This window comes from Flavobacterium sp. GSP27 (assembly GCF_003970395.1).
Lineage (GTDB): Bacteria > Bacteroidota > Bacteroidia > Flavobacteriales > Flavobacteriaceae > Flavobacterium.
The window spans coordinates 67,962-89,201 of sequence record NZ_RYDP01000013.1; the positions used below are offsets into that span (position 1 = coordinate 67,962).

General features: G+C 35.1%; 16 protein-coding genes. 6 read left to right on the forward strand and 10 right to left on the reverse strand.

Annotated features, from left to right (window positions below):
• Window positions 1-149: 149 nt before the first annotated feature.
• The 4 genes from EKM05_RS11790 to prfB all read right to left on the reverse strand — a co-directional run bounded on the left by EKM05_RS11790 (window position 150) and on the right by prfB (window position 6,391).
• Window positions 150-1,148: an NADP-dependent oxidoreductase gene (locus EKM05_RS11790; RefSeq protein ID WP_126463350.1), complete on the reverse strand. Its 999-nt coding sequence runs from the start codon at window positions 1,146-1,148 to the stop codon at window positions 150-152.
• 77 nt (window positions 1,149-1,225) lie between these two features.
• Window positions 1,226-3,190 carry an aconitate hydratase gene (locus EKM05_RS11795; protein ID WP_126555503.1) on the reverse strand — a complete coding sequence of 655 codons (1,965 nt, stop codon included), beginning with the start codon at window positions 3,188-3,190 and terminating at the stop codon, window positions 1,226-1,228.
• A 55-nt stretch (window positions 3,191-3,245) separates the two neighbouring features.
• Complete coding sequence (locus tag EKM05_RS11800; protein WP_126555505.1) at window positions 3,246-4,628, reverse strand: NAD-dependent succinate-semialdehyde dehydrogenase; 1,383 nt, start codon at window positions 4,626-4,628, stop codon at window positions 3,246-3,248.
• Window positions 4,629-5,292: 664 nt separating this feature from the next.
• Window positions 5,293-6,391 (reverse strand): peptide chain release factor 2 gene (prfB, locus tag EKM05_RS11805; protein ID WP_126456165.1). Its coding sequence is split into 2 segments (ribosomal slippage): window positions 5,293-6,327 and window positions 6,329-6,391, totalling 1,098 coding nucleotides; the frame shifts between segments, so codons are not numbered across the junction.
• A 191-nt stretch (window positions 6,392-6,582) separates the two neighbouring features.
• On the opposite strand from prfB, the gene EKM05_RS11810 reads away from it, so the two are divergent.
• Window positions 6,583-7,605 (forward strand): low specificity L-threonine aldolase, encoded by a 1,023-nt coding sequence (locus EKM05_RS11810; RefSeq protein ID WP_126456163.1) that lies wholly within the window; start codon window positions 6,583-6,585, stop codon window positions 7,603-7,605.
• A gap of 85 nt (window positions 7,606-7,690) precedes the next feature.
• Here the strand turns inward: EKM05_RS11810 and EKM05_RS11815 are convergent, their stop codons facing one another.
• Window positions 7,691-8,011, reverse strand: coding sequence for a YbaB/EbfC family nucleoid-associated protein (locus tag EKM05_RS11815; RefSeq protein WP_126454841.1), 321 nt, complete (start codon window positions 8,009-8,011; stop codon window positions 7,691-7,693).
• 70 nt (window positions 8,012-8,081) lie between these two features.
• Between EKM05_RS11815 and EKM05_RS11820 the strand changes: the two genes are divergently transcribed.
• Window positions 8,082-10,217 (forward strand): S9 family peptidase, encoded by a 2,136-nt coding sequence (locus EKM05_RS11820; RefSeq protein WP_199740690.1) that lies wholly within the window; start codon window positions 8,082-8,084, stop codon window positions 10,215-10,217.
• Between the two features lie 70 nt (window positions 10,218-10,287).
• Window positions 10,288-11,328, forward strand: coding sequence for a PLP-dependent cysteine synthase family protein (locus EKM05_RS11825; protein WP_126463342.1), 1,041 nt, complete (start codon window positions 10,288-10,290; stop codon window positions 11,326-11,328).
• An 83-nt stretch (window positions 11,329-11,411) separates the two neighbouring features.
• On the opposite strand, the gene EKM05_RS11830 is transcribed toward EKM05_RS11825, so the two are convergent.
• The 3 genes from EKM05_RS11830 to gcvT form a co-directional block, all read right to left on the reverse strand.
• On the reverse strand, window positions 11,412-13,484 hold the full coding sequence (locus EKM05_RS11830; protein ID WP_126555511.1) for a hypothetical protein: 2,073 nt from the start codon (window positions 13,482-13,484) through the stop codon (window positions 11,412-11,414).
• A 537-nt stretch (window positions 13,485-14,021) separates the two neighbouring features.
• Window positions 14,022-14,735 carry a YebC/PmpR family DNA-binding transcriptional regulator gene (locus EKM05_RS11835; RefSeq protein ID WP_126454832.1) on the reverse strand — a complete coding sequence of 238 codons (714 nt, stop codon included), beginning with the start codon at window positions 14,733-14,735 and terminating at the stop codon, window positions 14,022-14,024.
• A gap of 58 nt (window positions 14,736-14,793) precedes the next feature.
• Complete coding sequence (gcvT, locus tag EKM05_RS11840) at window positions 14,794-15,876, reverse strand: glycine cleavage system aminomethyltransferase GcvT (RefSeq protein ID WP_126555514.1); 1,083 nt, start codon at window positions 15,874-15,876, stop codon at window positions 14,794-14,796.
• A 285-nt stretch (window positions 15,877-16,161) separates the two neighbouring features.
• Here gcvT and EKM05_RS11845 point away from each other — a divergent pair, with 285 nt between their 5' ends.
• On the forward strand, window positions 16,162-17,010 hold the full coding sequence (locus tag EKM05_RS11845; protein WP_126555517.1) for an NAD(P)H-hydrate dehydratase: 849 nt from the start codon (window positions 16,162-16,164) through the stop codon (window positions 17,008-17,010).
• A gap of 27 nt (window positions 17,011-17,037) precedes the next feature.
• Here EKM05_RS11845 and EKM05_RS11850 read toward each other — a convergent pair whose 3' ends face one another.
• Window positions 17,038-18,387 carry a TlpA disulfide reductase family protein gene (locus EKM05_RS11850; RefSeq protein ID WP_126555520.1) on the reverse strand — a complete coding sequence of 450 codons (1,350 nt, stop codon included), beginning with the start codon at window positions 18,385-18,387 and terminating at the stop codon, window positions 17,038-17,040.
• A gap of 482 nt (window positions 18,388-18,869) precedes the next feature.
• On the opposite strand from EKM05_RS11850, the gene EKM05_RS11855 reads away from it, so the two are divergent.
• Together EKM05_RS11855 and EKM05_RS11860 are read left to right on the forward strand one after the other, a co-directional pair.
• Entirely contained in the window at window positions 18,870-19,664 is a 795-nt protein-coding gene (locus EKM05_RS11855; RefSeq protein WP_126555523.1) for a HipA family kinase, read from the forward strand.
• The gene (locus EKM05_RS11860; protein WP_126555527.1) at window positions 19,642-20,025 is read left to right on the forward strand and encodes a DUF3037 domain-containing protein; all 384 of its coding nucleotides are present in this window, start codon (window positions 19,642-19,644) and stop codon (window positions 20,023-20,025) included. The genes EKM05_RS11855 and EKM05_RS11860 overlap by 23 nt, the downstream gene beginning before the upstream one ends.
• 6 nt (window positions 20,026-20,031) lie before the next feature.
• Here the strand turns inward: EKM05_RS11860 and EKM05_RS11865 are convergent, their stop codons facing one another.
• On the reverse strand, window positions 20,032-21,222 hold the full coding sequence (locus EKM05_RS11865; RefSeq protein ID WP_126555530.1) for a TIGR03862 family flavoprotein: 1,191 nt from the start codon (window positions 21,220-21,222) through the stop codon (window positions 20,032-20,034).
• Between the last annotated feature and the right edge of the window lie 18 nt (window positions 21,223-21,240).

Consider the following 21,240-nt stretch of genomic DNA (forward strand, 5'->3'; position numbering starts at 1 on the left):
TGAGGAAATGCTGATTGATTACAATAAATAGCAAACAACAGTTAGCGGTAGAGACTTTGTTGATTGAATGGTTGGGGTTAATTATAAAACAAATAGCCGGTACTTAATTATAAGTACCGGCTATTTTCTATTTATTTGACTCGGATAAATTATCTTTTCACAATCATTTTTCCATTGTTTTCTCCTTTAAATAAACCAAGTAGCGCTGTAGGTAATTGATCAAAACCTTCTACTATAGTTTCTGTAAACTTCAATTTTCCTTCATTGACCCATTTTGATAAGTGTGCAATTCCTTCTGGAAAGTCTTTTTGAAAATTATTGATAATAAAACCCTGCATTAATACACTTCGGGTTAATAACATGGGTTGGATTCGGGGTCCCATTGGTATTTCGGTGCTGTTGTATAGGGAAATTTGTCCACACAAAGCAATTCTGGAATGAAAATTCAGGTTTTCGATAACCGCATCAGAAATACTGCCACCTACATTGTCAAAATAAACATCCACACCGTTTGGACATAATTTAGCAATTGTGGATTTCATATTGGTATTTGTTTTGTAATTGACGACTTCGTCATAGCCAAATTCTTCTTTTAGCATTTTTACTTTTTCATCAGAACCGGCAATTCCTATTACACGAGCACCTTGGATTTTTGCAAGTTGGCCTACTACTATCCCAACGGCTCCTGCGGCTCCTGATACCACAACGGTTTCTCCCGCTTTTGGTTTTCCAATTTGCATTAGACCAAAATAAGCGGTAAGTCCTGTCATTCCCAGTATTCCTAAATAATATGTTAGGGATTCTACTGTTGATTCAATTTTTTGCAGGCCTTTTTCAGAGGCAATCATTTGTTCGCTCCAAGGCAAAGCGCCCAGAACAGTATCTCCTGTTTTGAAAAGATCGGATTTTGATTCTACTACAGTAGCCAAAACTCCGCCCTCTATAGGTTGGTCTAATTCAAATTGAGGTACATACGATTTTCCTTCATTCATTCGACCGCGCATATAGGGATCTACGGAATAATACAATCCTTTTAAAAGGACTTCTCCTTTTTTTAGATCGTTTAATTCTATATTTTCAGATCTAAAATCATTCAATGTTGGAATTCCATTAGGTCTTGATGCTAATACGATTTGTTTCGTTTTCATTTTTTTTTGTTTAATAAAAACTCCATTAGCCATTAGCTAATGAAGTTTTGTTTCCTGTTTTCTTTTTTAAAACTAATTTATAGTTTGGTTCTGAAATCATTTATGATTCCCCCTTTTGCAAGTACGTTAATTTGACGATCACTTAAACTGTGTTTGGTTTCAAATTCTAAAGTGCTTCCGTCCCCTTTTTCGATCACTACTTTTATATTATTTCTATTGACAACATCTTCACGGAGGTTTTTAAAACGGATCAAATCTCCCTGTTCCATTTTGTCATAATCAGAAACGTTTATAAATTCTAAAGGCACAATTCCAAAATTGACTAAATTTTGCCAAGCAATACGGGCATAACTTTGGGCAATAACAGCCACTTGTCCCAAATATTTAGGAGCAAGAGCGGCATGTTCCCGACTGGAACCTTGGGCATAATTTTCTTTTGCAATAACGATATGTCCACCAAATTCTTTTTTAGATTTCATGGCTCGGTCATAAAAACTAGGATCGATCACACTAAAAGCATATTTACTGATTTCAGGAATATTACTTCTTAAGGGAAGTACATCGGCTCCAGCTTTCAAAATTTCATCTGTAGATACATTATCGCCCATTTTTAATAAAATAGGAATTCGATAGTCTTGTTGTAAAGCTTCAATTTCAGGAATCGATTTGATATTTGGACCTTTATGTAATTCAACTCCTGATCCATCTTTTAGGGGAGCCACGAGCATATCAGTATTGATAATTTCTACTTCAGGATTCTCAAATTTAGGATATTTCATGCCATAGATTTTTTCCATATCTCTAGGATCTGTGATTTTTCCTGTCAGGGCAGATGCAGCAGCCGTTTCGGGACTACACAAATAAACCTGATCATCTTCTGTTCCAGAACGACTTGGGAAATTTCGAGGCATGGTTCTTAAACTGATTGTTCCGGTAGCGGGAGCTTGCCCCATTCCTATACAACCCATACAACCTGATTGATGAAAACGAGCACCAGCAGTAATCAAATTTGCAAAAGTAAAATTCTTTAGCATGTTTTGAATTGTCTGTCTCGAAGTAGGATTGACATCAAATGAAACTGCACTGTTGATTGTTTTGTCTTTTACGATCACTCCGGCAATCCAAAAATCTCGTAATCCAGGATTTGCAGAAGAGCCTATTACGACTTGACCAATTTCTTTTCCGGCAACTTCGCTCACAGGAACTACATTTCCAGGACTTGTAGGCAGGGCAATCAAAGGAACTAAATCGCCCAAATTGATTGTTGCATATTCATCATAAGTTGCTCCTGAATCGGCAATTAATTCCGTCCAGTCAGATTCCCGATTTTGGGAAATTAAAAACCGTTTGGTTTCATCATCACTGGGGAATACAGTTGTTGTAGCACCTAATTCAGCACCCATATTGGCAATTACATGGCGGTCCATCACGCTCAGATTTTTCAATCCTTCACCATAATATTCTATAATTTTTCCCACTCCGCCTTTTACATCATAGCGTCTTAGCATTTCTAGAATGACATCTTTGGCACTAACCCAATCGGGTAGTTTACCGCTGAGTTCTACACCCATTACTTTTGGCATTTTGACAAAATAAGGTTGACCTGCAATTGCAGCTGCAACATCTAAACCACCGGTTCCAATGGCCAGCATGCCCAAAGACCCTGCAGCACAAGAATGACTATCGGACCCAACGAGTGTTTTTCCGGGTTTGCCAAAACGTTCCATGTGCACCGGATGACTTACTCCATTTCCGGGACGACTGTACCAAAGACCAAATCTTTGTGCCGCCGAAAGTAAAAATAAATGGTCATCGGCATTTTTAGAATCCGTTTGTAAAAGATTGTGATCCACATATTGAACCGCAACTTCTGTTTTGGCTTTTTTTAGACCCATGGCTTCTAATTCTAATTGGACCAATGTTCCAGTTGCATCTTGTAATAATGCCTGATCTATCCGGATTCCAATTTCCTGACCCGCAATCATTTCACCATGTAAAAGATGCGATTGGATTAATTTTTGACTAACGTTTAATTTTGACATATTTTGTACTTTTAGATGCTTTTCTTAAATGTAAAAATCGAGATATTGTCTTATTCTAAAACGGATCAGATAATCCACTCACACGGATTAATTTTTTATTTACAAATTCATGAATTCCAATTTCAGAGAGTTCTCTACCGTAACCAGAACCTTTGGTTCCTCCAAAAGGTAAATCGGCTTGTGTCCAAGTTGGGTGATTGATAAATACCATTCCAGAATCAATTTGATCTGCAAGTCGTTTTCCACGTTCGATATCTTTAGTAAATATGGATCCTCCTAAACCAAAATCAGAATCATTCGCCAAGGCAATTGCAGCAGCTTCGTCTTTTACTCTGTAAAAAGAGGAAACTGGTCCAAATAATTCTTCGTGATATGCTGGAATTTCAGGATTTAGATCCGTTAGAATGGTAGGTTCCATAAAGGCTCCCGGACCATCAACTCTTTTTCCTCCAAGTAAAACGGTAGCTCCGGCAGCAACTGATCTTTCCACTTGATCTACTAAGTGTAATAAAGCTTCTTCACTACTCAATGGACCTAATTCTGTATTTGAATCCATTGGATCTCCTACTTTTAATTTAGCTAGTTTGGCTGTGTACTTTTCGATAAATTCATCAGCAATAGCTTCTATAGCAATAATTCTTTTGGAAGCAATACAGCTTTGTCCATTATTGTTCATTCTACCTACTACGGCCCATTCTACAGTTTTATCAATATCGGCATCTTCTAAAACGATTAAGGCATCATTACCTCCTAATTCTAAAACTGATTTCTTAAGGTTTTTACCAGCTTCTGTAGCTAAACTTGCACCAGCGGCTTCACTACCGGTAAGTGAAACGCCTTTGATTCTTTTGTCAGAAACAATGGCTGAAGCTCTCTTTCCTGAGATTAACAAATTAGTGTATAATCCAATTGGCGCTTGCGCTTCTTTAAATAAATCTTGAATTGCAATTGCACATTGAGGAACCATAGAAGCGTGTTTTACTAAGATAGTATTTCCTACCATGATGTTTGGCGCAATGAAACGAGCTACCTGATAAAAAGGGAAATTCCACGGTTGAACACCCAGTAAAACGCCTATTGGGCTTGATCTGATAATAGCCTCGCCAAGTTCAGGTTCTAATTTTTTATCGGCTAAAAATGCTTCGCCATTTTGAGCATAATAATCTAATATATTAGCACTTAATTCAATTTCACCTTCTGCCTGTGAAAATATTTTTCCCATTTCGAGTGTAATCAAAGTAGCCAAAGCTGTTTTTTTCTCTCTCATTAAAGAAGCTACTTTGTTTAAAACAGCCGCTCTTTCAGAATATGATGTTTTTTTCCAATCTTGGAAGGTATTGGCAGCTTGTACAATGGCATCATCTACTTGCTTGTCGGTCATTTCATCAAATGATTTCAAAACTTTGTTTGTTGCGGGATTCGTTGTTTGTATGGCCATAATTCTAATATTTAAAGAAGATTAATTTTTGGCTTCTGCCAAAAATAATTTATAATGTAAAACAGATGGTTTTAGCATGTATAATTCAATAATTGGTTAGGAAATTTTTACGAAGTAGATTGGTTTTTTTGAAAAAAATAAAATTGTTCTAGTTTGTAATAACAATTATTGAATAACAAAGATAAAAATATTATGAGGAATAAGACTTACATAATTCCCACATTAACTTTTTTTTATGCGTAAAGTAAACACATCTAAAAGCCTTCTTTTTAGATGTTGTTTCTTTTCGTCTTCCTTTTTTTACATTTGGATGGATGGTGCTAATTTTTACTTTTTTTAATTAAAACAAGACAAGAAACAGTAACTATAGCGGTTTAGATTAATACAATAGGATATTTTTTAAATTAATTTTTCTTCATAATAGTGTTACTTTCAAAACAGAAAAAAATTAGCATTGAAAATGGGATGCAATTGTGGGTCGTGAATAATTACTAAGCAGAAAATAATACCGTTTTCTAATGGCTTTAGAAAAAAAGGTAAAGAGTAGTATGATGCCTTAAGTAACATGATAAAATGTTGCCGTTAAAAAAGGGGTTTATCTATAAAAAAAATCCCACCGACTTTAAAGCCGGTAGGATCTGTTTTATTTTAACTAAATGGTATTTTATTCCTCTTCCTTTTGTCCCATCATCATTAGATAAGCTTTCAGGAACTCATCAATTTCTCCATTCATAACGCCGTCAACGTTGCTGGTTTCATAACCGGTGCGAACATCTTTGACTAACTTATAAGGTTGCATGACATAATTTCTGATTTGGGAACCCCATTCTATTTTCATTTTACCAGCTTCAATATCAGCGCGTTGTGCCTGTTTCTTTTTTAACTCAATTTCGTACAATTGAGAGCGTAACATCTGCATGGCACGCTGTCTGTTGTCTTGCTGCGATCGCGTTTCGGAACATTGTATTTGAATTCCGGTAGGTTTATGAAACAATTGTACTTTAGTTTCCACCTTATTTACATTTTGTCCACCAGCTCCGCTGGATCGCGAAGTCGTGATCTCAATGTCAGCAGGATTGATGTCAATTTCGATGCTATCATCTACCAGTGGATACACGTAAACGGATGCAAATGAGGTATGACGTTTGGCATTGCTGTCAAAAGGAGAAATTCGTACCAGTCGATGCACGCCGTTTTCGCCTTTTAAATATCCAAAAGAATAATCGCCTTCAAATTCGAGTGTTACGGTCTTGATACCGGCAGCTTCTCCTTTCTGGAAATTCAGTTCTTTGATTTTGTAACCGTATTTTTCGCCCCACATCATGTACATGCGCATGAGCATTTCGGCCCAATCACAACTTTCGGTTCCACCGGCACCAGCAGTAATTTGTACCACAGCACTCAAAGTATCCCCTTCGTCCGAGAGCATGTTCTTGAATTCAATGGCTTCAATATGCGCTTGAGTGGCGTAGTAATGTTCGTCTAATTCTTCTCCGGTAAGTTCACCTTCTTTGTAAAAATCATAGGCAAGTTGCAATTCATCCGTCATTTCGACTGCTTTATTGTAATCTTCAATCCACTTTTTCTTATTTCGGAGATTTTTTACAATGATCTCAGCTTCTTTTGGATTGTTCCAAAAATCAGGGGCAAAGGTTTTTTCTTCTTCGTTTGAGATCTCAATTAGCTTGGCATCAACGTCAAAGATACCTCCTCAACGCACCAAGGCGCTCTACAATACCTTTAATTTGTTCGGTAGTTGTCATAAAATTATATTAATTTGGTTGGTCTGTTTTCAATAATTTATCAAAATTGCTGCCGTGTACTACAATTAGTGTAGTTTTAACGGAACTAGTTGGAATTAATAAACGGTATTGTGTAAATTTGTGGCACAAAAATAGAAAAATTTTACGAAGGGACAATTCGCGAATTGTCCGTACTGAAAATAAAAATAAATATGGAAATAAATTTAGTTAGCGACACAATCACGAAACCTTCACGTGAAATGCTGGTTCATATGTTAAATGCTGAAGTAGGCGATGATGTTTACAAACAAGATCCTACAGTTATAGCCCTAGAAGCCAGAGTTGCTGAGATGTTTGGTATGGAAGCGGGTCTTTTTTTTCCCTCAGGAACGATGGCCAATCAAACAGCGATAAAATTGCATACCCAACCCGGAGAACAATTAATTGCTGACAAATATGCACATGTATACCATTATGAAGGCGGCGGTGTTTCCTTCAATAGTGGCGTTTCTTGTTGCTTATTAGACGGAAACCGCGGAATGATAACTGCAGAGCAAGTGGCTGGAGCCATCAATGATCCGGAGTTTTACCACAGTCCTTTAACAAGTTTAGTTTGTGTAGAAAACACCACTAATAAAGGTGGCGGCGCTTGCTATGAACTGGAAGATTTGCAAAAAATAAAAAAGGTTTGTGATGCTAATAATTTGAAATTTCACCTGGATGGCGCCCGAATCTGGAATGCTTTGGTAGCCAAAAATCAAGATCCAAAAGCATTTGGTGAATTATTTGATACCATTTCGGTTTGTTTGTCTAAAGGTTTAGGAGCACCAATTGGTTCGGTGTTGTTAGCGGATAAAGCCACGATTCACAGAGCATTGCGAATTCGAAAAATATTAGGTGGCGGAATGCGTCAGGTAGGCTATTTGGCAGCAGCAGGAATATATGCCTTGGACAATAATATAGAACGCCTTGCTGAAGATCATAGGCGAGCGAAAGAAATTGCCGAAGTTTTGAAAAAGGTAAGCTGGGTTGCATCAGTAGAGCCGGTTGAAACTAATATTTTGATTTTCTCGTTGGTTCCAAATTGTATCGAAAAGAATTTAATTGAATTGTTAAAGCAAAAAAATATTTTAATCAGTTCCATGGGGCATGGAAAACTGCGAATAGTCACGCATCTTGATTATAAGGAAGTTATGCATACCTATGTATTGGAAACCTTGCAGAAGTTAGTATAGTTCTTCTTGGAGAATTTGTTTAAAGTTTAAGGTTTAAAGTTTTTATCGTGATCAAAAAACGTTAAACCTTAAACTTTAAACTTTTTTATTTAAACAAATCTTCCATTCCGGGAATCATTGGCATATCCATTTTAGTAACGACATCCAGTTCGCTCTGATTGACATTTGTCGCTTTTTCGATTGCTTTATTCAATACTAAAATCAAATAATCTTCCAGTTGCTCTTTATCTGCTAATAGAGTGTCGTCAATAATAATTGATTTTAGGGTTCTGTTGGCAGTCAAAGTAACTTTCAATAAACCATCAGTGCTTTGTTCGTCTATAAGAACAGTATCTAAACGTTTTTTTGTGTCTTCTATCTTTTGTTGGGTCTCTTTAAGTTTGCCCATCATTCCCATTAAATCCATGTTTTAATTTTTTAAATTAATTTGATTTACAAAATTACTATATTGCATAGTTATAATCAATAAAATATTCATGAAAAATAAACTCGTCTTAAGTTGTCTTTGTGTTATTTTTGCACCATCAATTACTAATATAAAAGCGCAACAAATGTCAAAAAATATTCCTTCTCCCGTAGCTAAAATAATTCCAAAAACTTTAGAAAAACACAACCAAAAACGGGTAGATAATTATTTCTGGTTAAACGAGAGAGAGAACCTGGAAGTGATTGATTATTTGAATCAAGAAAATACGTATTATGAAGCCATGACTGTGGATACAAAAGGGTTTCAGAAAGAATTATACGAAGAAATGAAAGCCCGCATCAAGGAAGACGATCAATCGGTTCCTTACTTATACAATGGTTACTATTATATCACGCGTTTTGAAACCGGAAAGGATTATCCCATTTATTCCAGAAAAAAAGGAAGTCTTACCGCTACTGAGGAAATTTTATTCAACTGTAATGACTTAGCCAAAGACCATTCTTACTTTCAATTGGGTGGTTTGAGCGTGAGTCCGGACAATAAATTTGCGAGTTTTGGTATTGATACCGTTGGAAGACGTATTTATACGATACAAATCAAAAACTTAGAGACGGAAGAAATTCTTTCGGATAAGATTGAAAATGCTACTGGAAGTTCTGTTTGGGCCAATGATAATAAAACGATATTTTACACCAGACAAGATAAAGTTACCTTGCGGTCTGATAAAGTTTTTAAACATAAATTAGCCACAGATTCAGCTACTGATATATTAGTTTTTAATGAAAAAGACGATACGTTCAATGTTTCTGTAGGCAAAGAAAAATCAAAAAAATATATTGTAATAGGCTCCGGAAGTACCTTAACAACCGAGTACAGAATTTTAAATTCAGATACTCCAGATGGAGAGTTTGTGGTTTTTCAACCAAGGGTTCGCGGCTTAGAATACAGTATTTCTCATTTTGGAGATTCTTTTTATATCATGACCAATAAGGACAAAGCAACTAACTTCAAGTTGATGAAAACCCCTGAAAACGCTACTGCAAAAGAAAATTGGAAAGATGTCATTGCGCATCGAAAAGACGTTTTACTGGAAGATATCGAAATTTTTAGAAACTATTTAGTTGTAGAAGAACGTTCCAATGGTTTGAACCACATTCGTATTATGCCTTGGAGTGGAGAAGGAGAATATTATTTGCCATTTGGAAGCGAAACGTATAGCGCATATACGACAACAAATGTGGATTTTGATACTGATATTTTGCGTTACAGTTACCAATCATTGGCAACGCCATCTTCAGTTATTGACTTTAATATGAAAACCAAAGAGAAAGAAATCAAGAAAGAGCAACAGGTTCTTGGGGGCAAATTTGATAAAAATAATTATATCGAAGAGCGTGTTTGGGCCACAGCAACAGATGGTACCAAAGTACCCATTTCTATGGTGTACAAAAAGGGGTTGAAAAAAGACGGGAATAATCCGGTATTGCTTTATGCCTACGGTTCATACGGCGTTACCATGGATGCTTATTTTTCATCTACGCGTTTGTCAATTTTGGATCGAGGATTTGTATTTGCCATAGCACACATTCGCGGTGGTGAAGATTTAGGAAGACAATGGTATGAGGACGGAAAATTATTGAAAAAGAAAAACACCTTCACTGATTTTATTGATTGTTCTAAGTTTTTGATTCAGGAAAAATATACTTCACCAAAGCATTTATATGCCGAGGGCGGTTCAGCAGGTGGATTATTAATGGGAGCAGTTGTCAATATGGCGCCGGAATTGTACAACGGAGTAATTGCGCAGGTTCCTTTTGTAGATGTTATCACCACGATGCTTGATGACACGATTCCGCTGACAACCGGAGAATATGATGAATGGGGCAATCCAAACGAGAAAAAATATTATGATTATATGGCATCTTACTCTCCTTATGACAACGTAAAAGCTCAAAACTATCCTAATATGTTCGTTTCTACCGGACTTCATGATTCACAAGTACAATATTGGGAGCCTGCCAAGTGGGTTGCAAAGCTCCGTACTCAAAAAACAAATGATACCGTTTTATATCTTAATACGAATATGGATGCGGGTCACGGCGGTGCTTCAGGTCGGTTTGAAGCCTTAAAGGAATTAGCAAAGGAATATAGTTTTTTATTAGATTTAGAAAAAATTAAAAACTAGATAGCTTTTTTTTGTTAAATTTGTAACTTTCGAGGTGTAATTAGAAATTGCTGCAACTAACTATTTTTTTATGAAAAAAAAAGTAAACGCTTACAATAATGTCTTAGAACTTATAGGTAATACTCCTCTTATTAAGTTAAATAAAGTCACTGAAGAGTTAGAAGGTGCTTTTTATGCAAAAGTAGAAGCTTTTAATCCGGGACATTCCTCCAAAGACAGAATAGCATTGCACATAATTGAAGAAGCTGAAAAGAGAGGCGTTTTATCTCCTGGTGATACTATAATTGAAACAACATCCGGCAATACGGGTTTTAGTTTAGCAATGGTGAGTATTATAAAAGGATATAGCTGTATTCTGGCTGTTAGTTCTAAATCATCTAAAGACAAAATAGACATGCTTCGCAGCTTAGGAGCTAAAGTGTATGTTTGTCCGGCGCATGTTTCTGCTGATGATAAACGTTCGTATTACAATGTTGCCAAACGTTTGCATGAAGAAACGAAAGGCTCGGTGTATATCAACCAATATTTCAATCAGTTGAATGTTGATGCGCATTATAAGTCTACCGGTCCGGAAATTTGGAAGCAAACAAATGGCGCAATCACACACTTAATTGCTTGTAGTGGAACAGGAGGAACTATTTCCGGTACTGCAAAATACTTAAAAGAACAAAATCCAAACATTAGAATTCTTGGAGTCGATGCTTTTGGATCCGTATTAAAAAAGTACCATGAAACTGGAGAATTCGATAATGATGAAATTTATCCGTACCGAATAGAAGGTTTAGGGAAGAACTTAATTCCATCAGCAACGGATTTTGATATTATTGATAAATTCATGAAGGTAACTGACGAAGAAAGTGCTCATGCGGCTCGAGAAATCACAAGGAAAGAAGGTTTATTTGTAGGATATACTTCAGGAGCTGTTTTACAAGCCATCAAGCAATATGCTGATGAAGGAGAGTTTGATGTTAACAGTGTTGTTATTGCCATATTTCCAGATCACGGTTCTCGTTATATGAGTAAAGTATTTAGTGATGATTGGATGCATGAACAAGGTTTCTTTGACAGTATAAACCAAGAAGAAGTTCAAAAAATAGAAATGATAAAATAAGTTGAAATTATAAATAAAAAGTCCCATTAGCTTTTGCAAATGGGACTTTTTTATTGATCATATAAAGAAGAATACTTTTTTGGTTAATCCAATAATTCAGGAGTACTAAGTATTAATTCGATTTTTTTAATAGTGATCGTGATCTGGCTCATTTGTAATTCTATGTTTCTAAAAAAGAGACTAATATCTCTGTTGACCCAACTTTCAGAAATAACTCTTGCTCCCAAACTAATTCTTAAAATAGCACTTTCAATTTCAGTAGTATATTTTACATTAACTGCTTGACCAATATGGCATTTTTGGGCAGCAAGCCGAATGATTTCTAATGAAGAACCTTCAAACTGATCCGATAAATCAGTATTTAATAACGTATATAATTTTTTTACGTTATCAACAGATAAAACTTCATTATCTTTAAAAATAAAGAAAGGAAAAATGGTACGGATATTTCGTATTCCAAATTCTTTACTACTGTAACTCTTCGTTTTTGTTTCATCACCATAAATAGGCTGTAAAAAAGTGGCTTCTTTTATGGAATCATCAACAAAATTGCAAAACATCTCAATACCCATATTTCGATATAAAACAGGTGTTTTGTAGTATCTGTCCATTTCAACTACGGCCGCATTCCAGCGCATATAGGAACCATAGTTATACCCATCGGATAATTCATTGGAACAAAACCAAGAAGCCGGCCAATCAGAATGATTGTAATATTGGGTTAAACCTTTGGGTAATGTGTTTTTTACAGAATGTATTAATTTGTTGACACTTTTAGGTAAAATTAATGCACCGCAGTATGGAGGGCCCGTGAAAAATTTACTTCCTGTTATAGTAACAATATACCCTTTGTTTAAATAATTTTGTATGTCTTTTGGATCTAATCTAAGCTGTGAGCCATCTACAATAATCTGAATTGATAAATTTTCAAGTGTATTTAGTTTTTTTATAAATTCGTCACTGGGAGATTGATACCCTAATTTTGATTGGTCCATAGTATGTAACACTATGTGCCTGCCTTGATTTTTGGTCTTGATAACGGCATCAAATACTTCCTTATCTAATTGAGCAGAAGATTTTGATGCGCCATTTTCATCTCGAAAAGGGATTTTAATTAAATCAACCTCTCTAAAGCCTTCAATTTTAGTATCTTTTTTAATTGGATAATTTAGTGCAGTAGTGTTTTCAAAGTGGCATCCCTTTAAGGCGGCAGCAACGCCACTACCAGTTTCATCAGAGGCTACCAAAATGTGTGTAATTTCTTTGTCGGAAATAATTTGTGTTATAGCTGCTATTTGCAGCGACGAATCGGTACCTGATGGAGAAAAAATTATTTCACATTCCTCATTTAATTTAAATATTTTTCTAAGGTTATTTTTTAGTAATTCAGAAAACTCGGTAGTAGTATTTTTAAAACTGTTTTTCAAGCTGTTTCTAATTAATATACTTCTCACTTTATCGGTTTTATCAAAAGCAAAATTTGAAACGCTGGACGCCGTAGATGAGGCAAAAGTAAATGCATCAGGTCTTGGGAATGGGCGACATCCGTATTTGTTTAGCAAATGAATTTCGTCGATATTCAATCTAAGATCTCCTCCAGACATTAATAAGTATTCGGTGGGTTTTGCTAGATTTTCAATAATAGGTTTCCAAGATTCTTTGAGTTCAGTATTTAAATTTTTTAAACCATGGAAAGATTGTAGCTCTTCATTTATTAATGAAGATTCTGTATTTAAATAGGTATCATTTTTGATTAAATTAATTAAAACATAATCAAGATCTTCTAATTTTTCTTTATCATCTTTAGGTAGTAAATTATAAAATATTCGAATCACTTCAAGTGCAGCGATATCGCATAAAACAGCCTCTTTTTTTTCGTTATTCAACGCTTTGTACCATAACTGCCATTCAATACCATATCTTAAATAAACTAGAGCTAAAATAGGTTTGTTCAAAAAGGACGAGCCAATTATAATCGATTTATTGGGTATAATTTTGAAAATAGTAGGCTCACTAGTTGAGGTGATTATATTGATGTTATTTATCTTTGGTACAGTATTAAACCTTTTTAAAATACGCACTAAATAGTTTACATTTTCTTTTTCAAATAAACTGGTTCTTTTATATTGATTTTCAATTAGAATGTTGTTTGTCATATATGTTATAATTTAAAACGTTCCTTAGAACGATATTCTGTATTAGGAATATTTAGTTAATTCACTACACGCATTCAATCAGGGACTACATTCTGCTGAAAATTGTCACAAAAAATAATTTTCCCTTTTATTCTTAATATTCAATGATGGTGCTCTATTTTTAAATAATTATGCTCTCACTTGCTGGCTGTTTCGCTTGTTTTTTGGGCGTCGCATTTATCAAAAAGTAGGCAAATATAAGAAACTTGATATCAGGAAAAAATATATTAAAAATACTCATTTGCTAAATCTCTTCGTGTTAATTGTAGACCGTGAATTAAACTTATATTCACTAAATAATGGAACTTGTATTTTTTAATTAAATATTGTATTTTTTTATTTTTGATTTATTACTTGAGCACCTGATAAAAAAGGATATGGGACACTCCAGAGAATATTTAAAGCAATAAATGACCGAGGCTTAATTTTAAAGTCATACATTTTCAGGCAAAAAAACTCCAGCCGAAGCTAGAGTTTTAGTTATTGTAGAAATTAAGTTTATGCTTCTTCCATAGTATGATACACGTTCATGACATCATCGTCTTCTTCCATTTTTTCAATTAATTTTTCTACATCGGCCATTTCAGCTTCCGATAGTTTTTTAGTAATTTGGGGGATTCTTTCAAATCCGGAAGAAAGAATTTCCAGTCCTCTGTTTTCTAATTCTTTTTGAATGGTTCCAAAACTTCCAAAGGGCGCATATATTAAAATACCATCTTCGTCTTCAAAAACTTCTTCAGCACCAAAATCGATTAACTCTAACTCTAGTTCTTCAGGATCAATTCCGTTTGCCGGGATTCTAAAATTACAGGTGTGATCAAACATAAATTCAACTGAACCTTGTGTTCCCAATGTGCCATTGCATTTGTTAAAATAACTCCTAACATTAGCCACCGTTCTGTTATTATTATCAGTAGCAGTTTCAACCAGAATGGCAATACCATGGGGTGCATATCCTTCAAATAAAACTTCTTTATAATTGGCCGTGTCTTTATCGGTTGCTTTTTTAATGGCGCGTTCCACATTTTCTTTTGGCATATTCACTGCCTTAGAGTTCTGGATCACGGCTCGTAATCTGGAATTGGCATCAGGATTTGGTCCGCCTTCTTTTACGGCCATTACAATATCTTTTCCTATTCTGGTAAATGCTTTGGCCATTGCTGACCAACGTTTCATTTTTCTTCCTTTTCTAAACTCAAACGCTCTTCCCATTTCTATTTCTTATTTTGAACTGCAAAAATACAGTTATTCTAAACTTTATCCAATGATTTTATTTCTTGTAAAAAGGTAATTTTACCACTTTGGCAGGGACGTCATTTTTACGGATTCGGATAAAGATATCGCTTTCCAAAGCACTGTTTTCTGAAGTTACATACCCCATTCCTATTCCTTTATTCATTGAAGGTGACATCGTTCCCGAAGTTACAATTCCGATTACATTTCCTGTTGCATCTACAATTTCGTAATCGTGTCTTGGCACCGCACGTTCCTGCATTTCAAAAGCAACCAGTTTTTTAGAAACACCCGCTTCTTTTTGTTTTTTCAGATTTTCTGAATTCGTGAATTCTTTTGTGAACTTTGTAATCCATCCCAAACCAGCTTCAAGTGGCGAAGTCGTGTCATCAATGTCATTTCCGTACAAACAGAAACCCATTTCCAATCGCAACGTGTCACGAGCTGCAAGACCAATTGGCTTGATTCCAAATGCCGCACCTGCTTCAAAAACTTTAGTCCAAATTTGTTCTACTTCTGAATTTTTGCAATAAATTTCAAAACCTCCAGAACCAGTATATCCTGTAGCCGAAATAATTACATCTTTGATACCCGCAAATTCACCCACTTCAAAATGGTAATACGGAATAGCAGATAAATCTTTTGAGGTCAACGACTGCATTGCTTCAACCGCTTTTGGCCCTTGAATTGCCAATAATGAATAATCATTCGAAAGGTTTTTCATCTCCACACCCAAATCATTTTGAGCCGAAATCCAATCCCAATCTTTCTCAATATTCGACGCATTTACTACTAATAAATACTGCTCATCTTTCATTTTATAAACAAGCAAATCATCTACAATTCCACCATCATTATTTGGCAAACAAGAATATTGCGCTTTTCCAATAGTCAAAGTCGAAGCGTCATTTGTAGTTACTTTCTGAATCAAAGCCAATGCATTTGGACCCGTAAGCAGGAATTCACCCATGTGAGAAACGTCAAAAACACCCACGGCATTGCGCACCGTTTCATGTTCCGCATTCACTCCTTCATATAAAATGGGCATATTGTATCCGGCAAACGGTAGCATTTTTGCTCCCAAACTCTCGTGTATGTGCGTAAGCGCAGTATTTTTCATTGTGTTTTTCTATAAAATTTAATTTTGCTAATTTATTGATTTTATTTCGGGTGACAAAGGCGGAGCGAAGCAAAGTTTAAAGTTTCAAACGTTTTCGGAACAATCTGTACTGTAGGATTTGTAATAAGTATTTTTAGGAGCTATTTCCTGCTTTTCACTGTAATCTTATTATTCGCCAAAAAGGCATATAATAAGGATTTCCGTTATAATCAGGGCTAGGGAATTTCGATTAAATTAACGAATTTGTTTCCTATTAAATTCGTAATTTTAAATAAATAAATTTCCATGACGAATCCTATTTATATTGACCAAAAAGAAATTCTAAAACGCTTCAAACAACCAGACAAACATACCCACAAAGGTATTCAGGGACATGCTTTAATCATTGGCGGAAGTTACGGCAAAATAGGAGCAGTGAGCTTATCCTCTAAAGCGGCTTTGAAAACCGGCTGCGGATTAGTCACGGTTTTTATTCCGAAATGTGGGTACGATATTTTACAAATTTCAATCCCAGAAGTCATGGTTTTAACTGACAATCAGGAGAAATCAATTTCCAATATTACTTTCGACATTACACCACAAGCCATCGGAATTGGTCCTGGATTGGGTCAGGCCGTAGAAACCCAAAATGCGCTGCATCAGTTTTTAAAAACAAATAAAACGCCTTTAGTGATCGATGCCGATGCACTGAATATTTTATCCCAAAACAAAGAATGGTTTTCTTTAGTACCGCCCAAAACAATCTTAACGCCACATCCCAAAGAACTGGAACGATTAATTGGAAAATGGCATTTCGAAGAAGAAAAAATGAATAAAGCAATCTCTTTCTCCAAACAACACGAAATTATAATCGTTATGAAAGGTGCACCCACCCGAATCATTGATGGTAAAACTTTCTACGAAAATACCACCGGAAATGCTGCGCTTGCAACCGCTGGAACGGGTGATGTTTTGACGGGAATGATTACAAGTCTCTTGGCACAAGCCTATGAACCCATTAGTGCCGCAATTCTTGGCGTGTATCTTCACGGATTAACCGCGGATATTGCCTTGCCAGAAACGGGCTATCAATCTTTTATCGCTTCAGATGTAATTGCGAATATTGGAAAAGCTTTTTTGAGTATTACAGAATAAAATTTCTTAAAAAGGTTTCAAAAAAAATTATATTTTCAATTCGTTAAACAAATCAATCAGTTTGGTTTCTGATGGTTTTGGAGCATTTGAATTTACAATATTGCCATCTGGGCCAATAAGAATAAATCTGGGAATTTCCTTTATTTCGTAAGCTTTAATAAATTCAGAACTGAAGTCCAGATCTGCTAATAATTGAATTCCTCCTAATTTTTTTTGATTTACAAGATTGCTCCATTTTTGTCGGTCTTTAATATTGTCAACAGAAATGCTAACAAACTGAATATTTTTACCTTGATATTCTTCTTCCACTTTTTTCAAGGATGGTACTTCTTTAAGACAAGGCCCACACCACGTTGCCCAAACATCAATGTAAACATATTTTCCTTTTAGACTTTCTAAAGATGTTTTTCCTCCTTTTTGGTTTTCGTAATGAAATTGTGGTGATGCTTTGTGAGGCTGTGTCGCTATTATGGTATTATAAATAGCACTAAGACTCTCTTTTAATTTTGGATTATTTGTAATGAAAAGATATTCTTGGTATATTTTTTCATAATTGGCATTATCAATATTTACGTCATAAATGGAATTATGAATTATGAAATTCTTAAGGTTTTGACTTTTAAGAACTTTAATATTAATGATTTTAGCTATGATGAAATCAATATTAGTTCCGTTAAATTTTATATTATTAAAGAATTTTAACGTAGCTAATTTTTGGTATTCATGGGAAAATAAAAAATCTGCATCATTATCTAAATCTATTTTTTTATCAAATTTCGGGAATACATCTGAAACTTGAAACCCTTTTAAATGGGCATGAAGTTGATGGTAATTCTTATAAAATAGTATGTGTTTTTGCTCTAAATAATTAATGTTAGCAACTTCTTTTTCTTTGAAATAGGCGTTAGAAAATTTAATAGTATTGTACAAGGCCGAAATAGTAGTTTTGATTTCATTCACTTTATTCAGAAACTCCATTTCATCCAATTTATACAATTCTTCATCTGAAATTTGAGAGGTTATCTTTAATTTTTCAATTATATATTGATTCTCGATACTACCTTTGCCTTTATATTTTAAACTTGTGTTAAAAATGTTATCATCAGCGAGTAGCATTAGATTAGTCTCTTTTGATAAATAAATTGGTATACTGTTTTTACCAGTTTCAAGGGTATATATTCCATCATATGGAATATTTATGTTTTCTGAAAAACTATCATCAGCTTTTAATTTGATTTTTTTCTCAAATAATTCTCCTTTTATACTGATAGTCCCGTTCGCGGTATTGGTTATTTTCCCGGAAATTGGTATTAGCTCTTTTAAAGTTGTAAATGAGGCTAAAACTAAAATTAGCAATAGATAAATAACTTTTTTCATTGAGATTTATTTTTAATAATAATTCAAATATAAACTATTTCTTAAAAATTAGTATTTAATTCTTTGATAATTAAATAAAAAGGGATTGTTTGCTTTTTTAAATTTAGACACGAATAGTGTATTAACATAAACGGCTATCAATCTTTTATCGCTTCAGATGTGATTGCGAATATTGGGAAAGCTTTTTTGAGTATAGAAAACTTGGAGTAGTATTTTGTCTTTTACCATTTCATTTTATTTCTTTTCCTTTTGTCATTCCGACGAGGGAGGAATATCATTGTAGTTTCCGGTAATTTTTTTATGAATAGCTAATTTATTCAACTTATTATTGATACAATTTAGCAATAAAAAATATTCTTGATAAGGTTAATTTTTCGTCAGACGGACAGATTGTTAGCAATCATTTTACAAAATAGACACGAAATTCTTCTCACTTATTTGTAAGTTTGTATCCAAGCAAAATTGCTTTATCCAATTTGATTATGGAAAAAACACCCCATCTTAGAACCGTAAATGTTACACGATACATCGCTCCTTTGCGGGAAGGCGGCTCTTTGCCTGCGCTCGCTGAAGCCGATGACGATTTTAAATATGTACTGAAATTCAAAGGTGCCGGACATGGCGTAAAAGCCTTAATTGCCGAATTAATCGGTGGAGAAATTGCTCGTGTATTAAACTTGAAAATGCCGGAACTCGTTTTTGCAAATCTCGACGAAGCTTTTGGCCGCAGTGAAGCCGACGAAGAAATTCAGGACTTGCTTCAAGGGAGTCAGGGTCTGAATTTAGCTTTGCATTATTTATCGGGAGCCATAAATTTTGATCCTGTTGTCACGTTGGTTAACCCAAAACTAGCTTCCCAAATTGTTTGGTTAGATGCTTTTATCACCAATGTGGACAGAACCTTTAGAAACACCAATATGTTGATCTGGCATAAAGAATTATGGCTTATTGATCACGGCGCAAGTCTTTATTTTCATCATTCGTGGACCAATTGGGAAAAGCAAGCACAAAGTCCTTTTGCACTGATTAAAGACCATGTTTTGTTGCCTCAGGCTTCTTTATTAATAGAAACGGATGTAGCATTCAAAAAAATAATGACTGACGATGTATTGCAAAATATCGTGAATCTGATTCCGGAAATATGGCTCCATTGGGAAGATACCTATGAAACTCCGGATGCAATTCGGGAAGTCTATTTTCAGTTTTTAATAACACGTTTGAACCATTCCGAAATTTTTATAAACGAAGCACAAAATGCAAGAAAAGCACTTATATGAGTATGCCGTAATCCGGGTTGTGCCTAGGGTAGAACGCGAAGAATTCCTCAATGTGGGTATTATTCTGTTTTGTAAAAAAGCAAAATTCATCAAGGTTTTGTATGCAGTAAATGAATCCAAACTCCAAGTTTTTTCGGATGATTTGGATATAGAACAATTGCATTTAAATATACAGGCATTTGCCAAAGTAGCGCATGGCGAAAAATCAGGAGGACCAATAGGACAATTTGATATTCCATCGCGTTTCCGTTGGTTGACAGCACTTCGCAGTTCCGCCATTCAAACCTCAAGACCACATCCAGGATTGTGTGATGATTTAGAACAAACAACACAACGCTTGTTTGAAGAAATGGTGTTGTAATAAAATCTAAGAAAGACTGTTTAAGTGGCGCGCGAGGTGCATTCCCATACTAAAACAAGCTTGCAAGAGATAGCCTCCGGTAGGTGCATCCCAGTCGAGCATTTCACCAATGCAATAATTACTTTTTTTATCTTTTAGTTGAAAATTTTCGTCCACAGCATTCAGTTGGATACCGCCTGTTGTTGATATCGCATCGTTCAATAACGCAGCACCGGTAATTTCGAGGCTTAATTTTTTAATATTTTGAGCCAATAATTCTGGATTCAAGTAGATTTCTTTCGAAAGGTATTTTTTCAAAAGTCCAATTTGAGCGGGACTCAATTTTACTTCTTTCTGTAATGTTTCGCTCGTCTTTTTAAAAGTTGATTTTCTAATTTTGTCAAGCAAATCTTCATGACATAAGGTTGGTTTGAGATCTAGGAAAATTGTAGCTTTTTGTTGGCTTTCCAATTCTTCCCGAATGTATGGACTAAGTGCATAAATAGCATTTCCTTCTAAACCGAAACGTGTGATAACCGCTTCGCCTTTTTGTCTTTTATTCAAACAGCTAATCGCAATATTTTTAAGCGGACTGCCTTCATGTTCCAAGATAAAATCTTCCGGCCAGTTCACCCGATACGCACAATTCGAAGATTGAAAAGCAACGATAGGAATATTTTCTCTTTCAAATAAATCTAGCCAGGTACCATCAGAACCGGTGATCTTCCAGCTACCACCGCCCAAGGCAAAAATGGTATAGTCGGATTTTATTGCTGTATCTATATTGAAAACGATGTCTTCTTTGTTTCTCCAGCCCGTCCAGGTGTGTTGGTATTGAATAGCGACACCTTGCTTAGTCAAAACATCCAGAATTGCGTTGAGTACTGTTATGGGTTTGATGCCACTTTCAGGATATACTCGTTTGCTACTGCCAATATAGGTTGGGATACCGATGGTATCTATCCACTGTCTAAAGTATTCATTATCAAAATCAAGCAATGCTTTTTCCAAAAAATGAGGTGGTGTATAGCGTGCAATCAATTCAGCAATGGGTTCTGAATGGGTGAGGTTAAATCCCCCTTTTCCGGCCACCAAAAATTTCCTTCCCAGTGTTTTGTTTTTTTCGTAGACTGTAACCTTGAATTTCTCACAATCCAATAATGCAGCCAGTATAAGTGCTGCGGGTCCTCCTCCAATAATTGAAACTGATTTTTTCACGTCACAAAAATAGGTTTT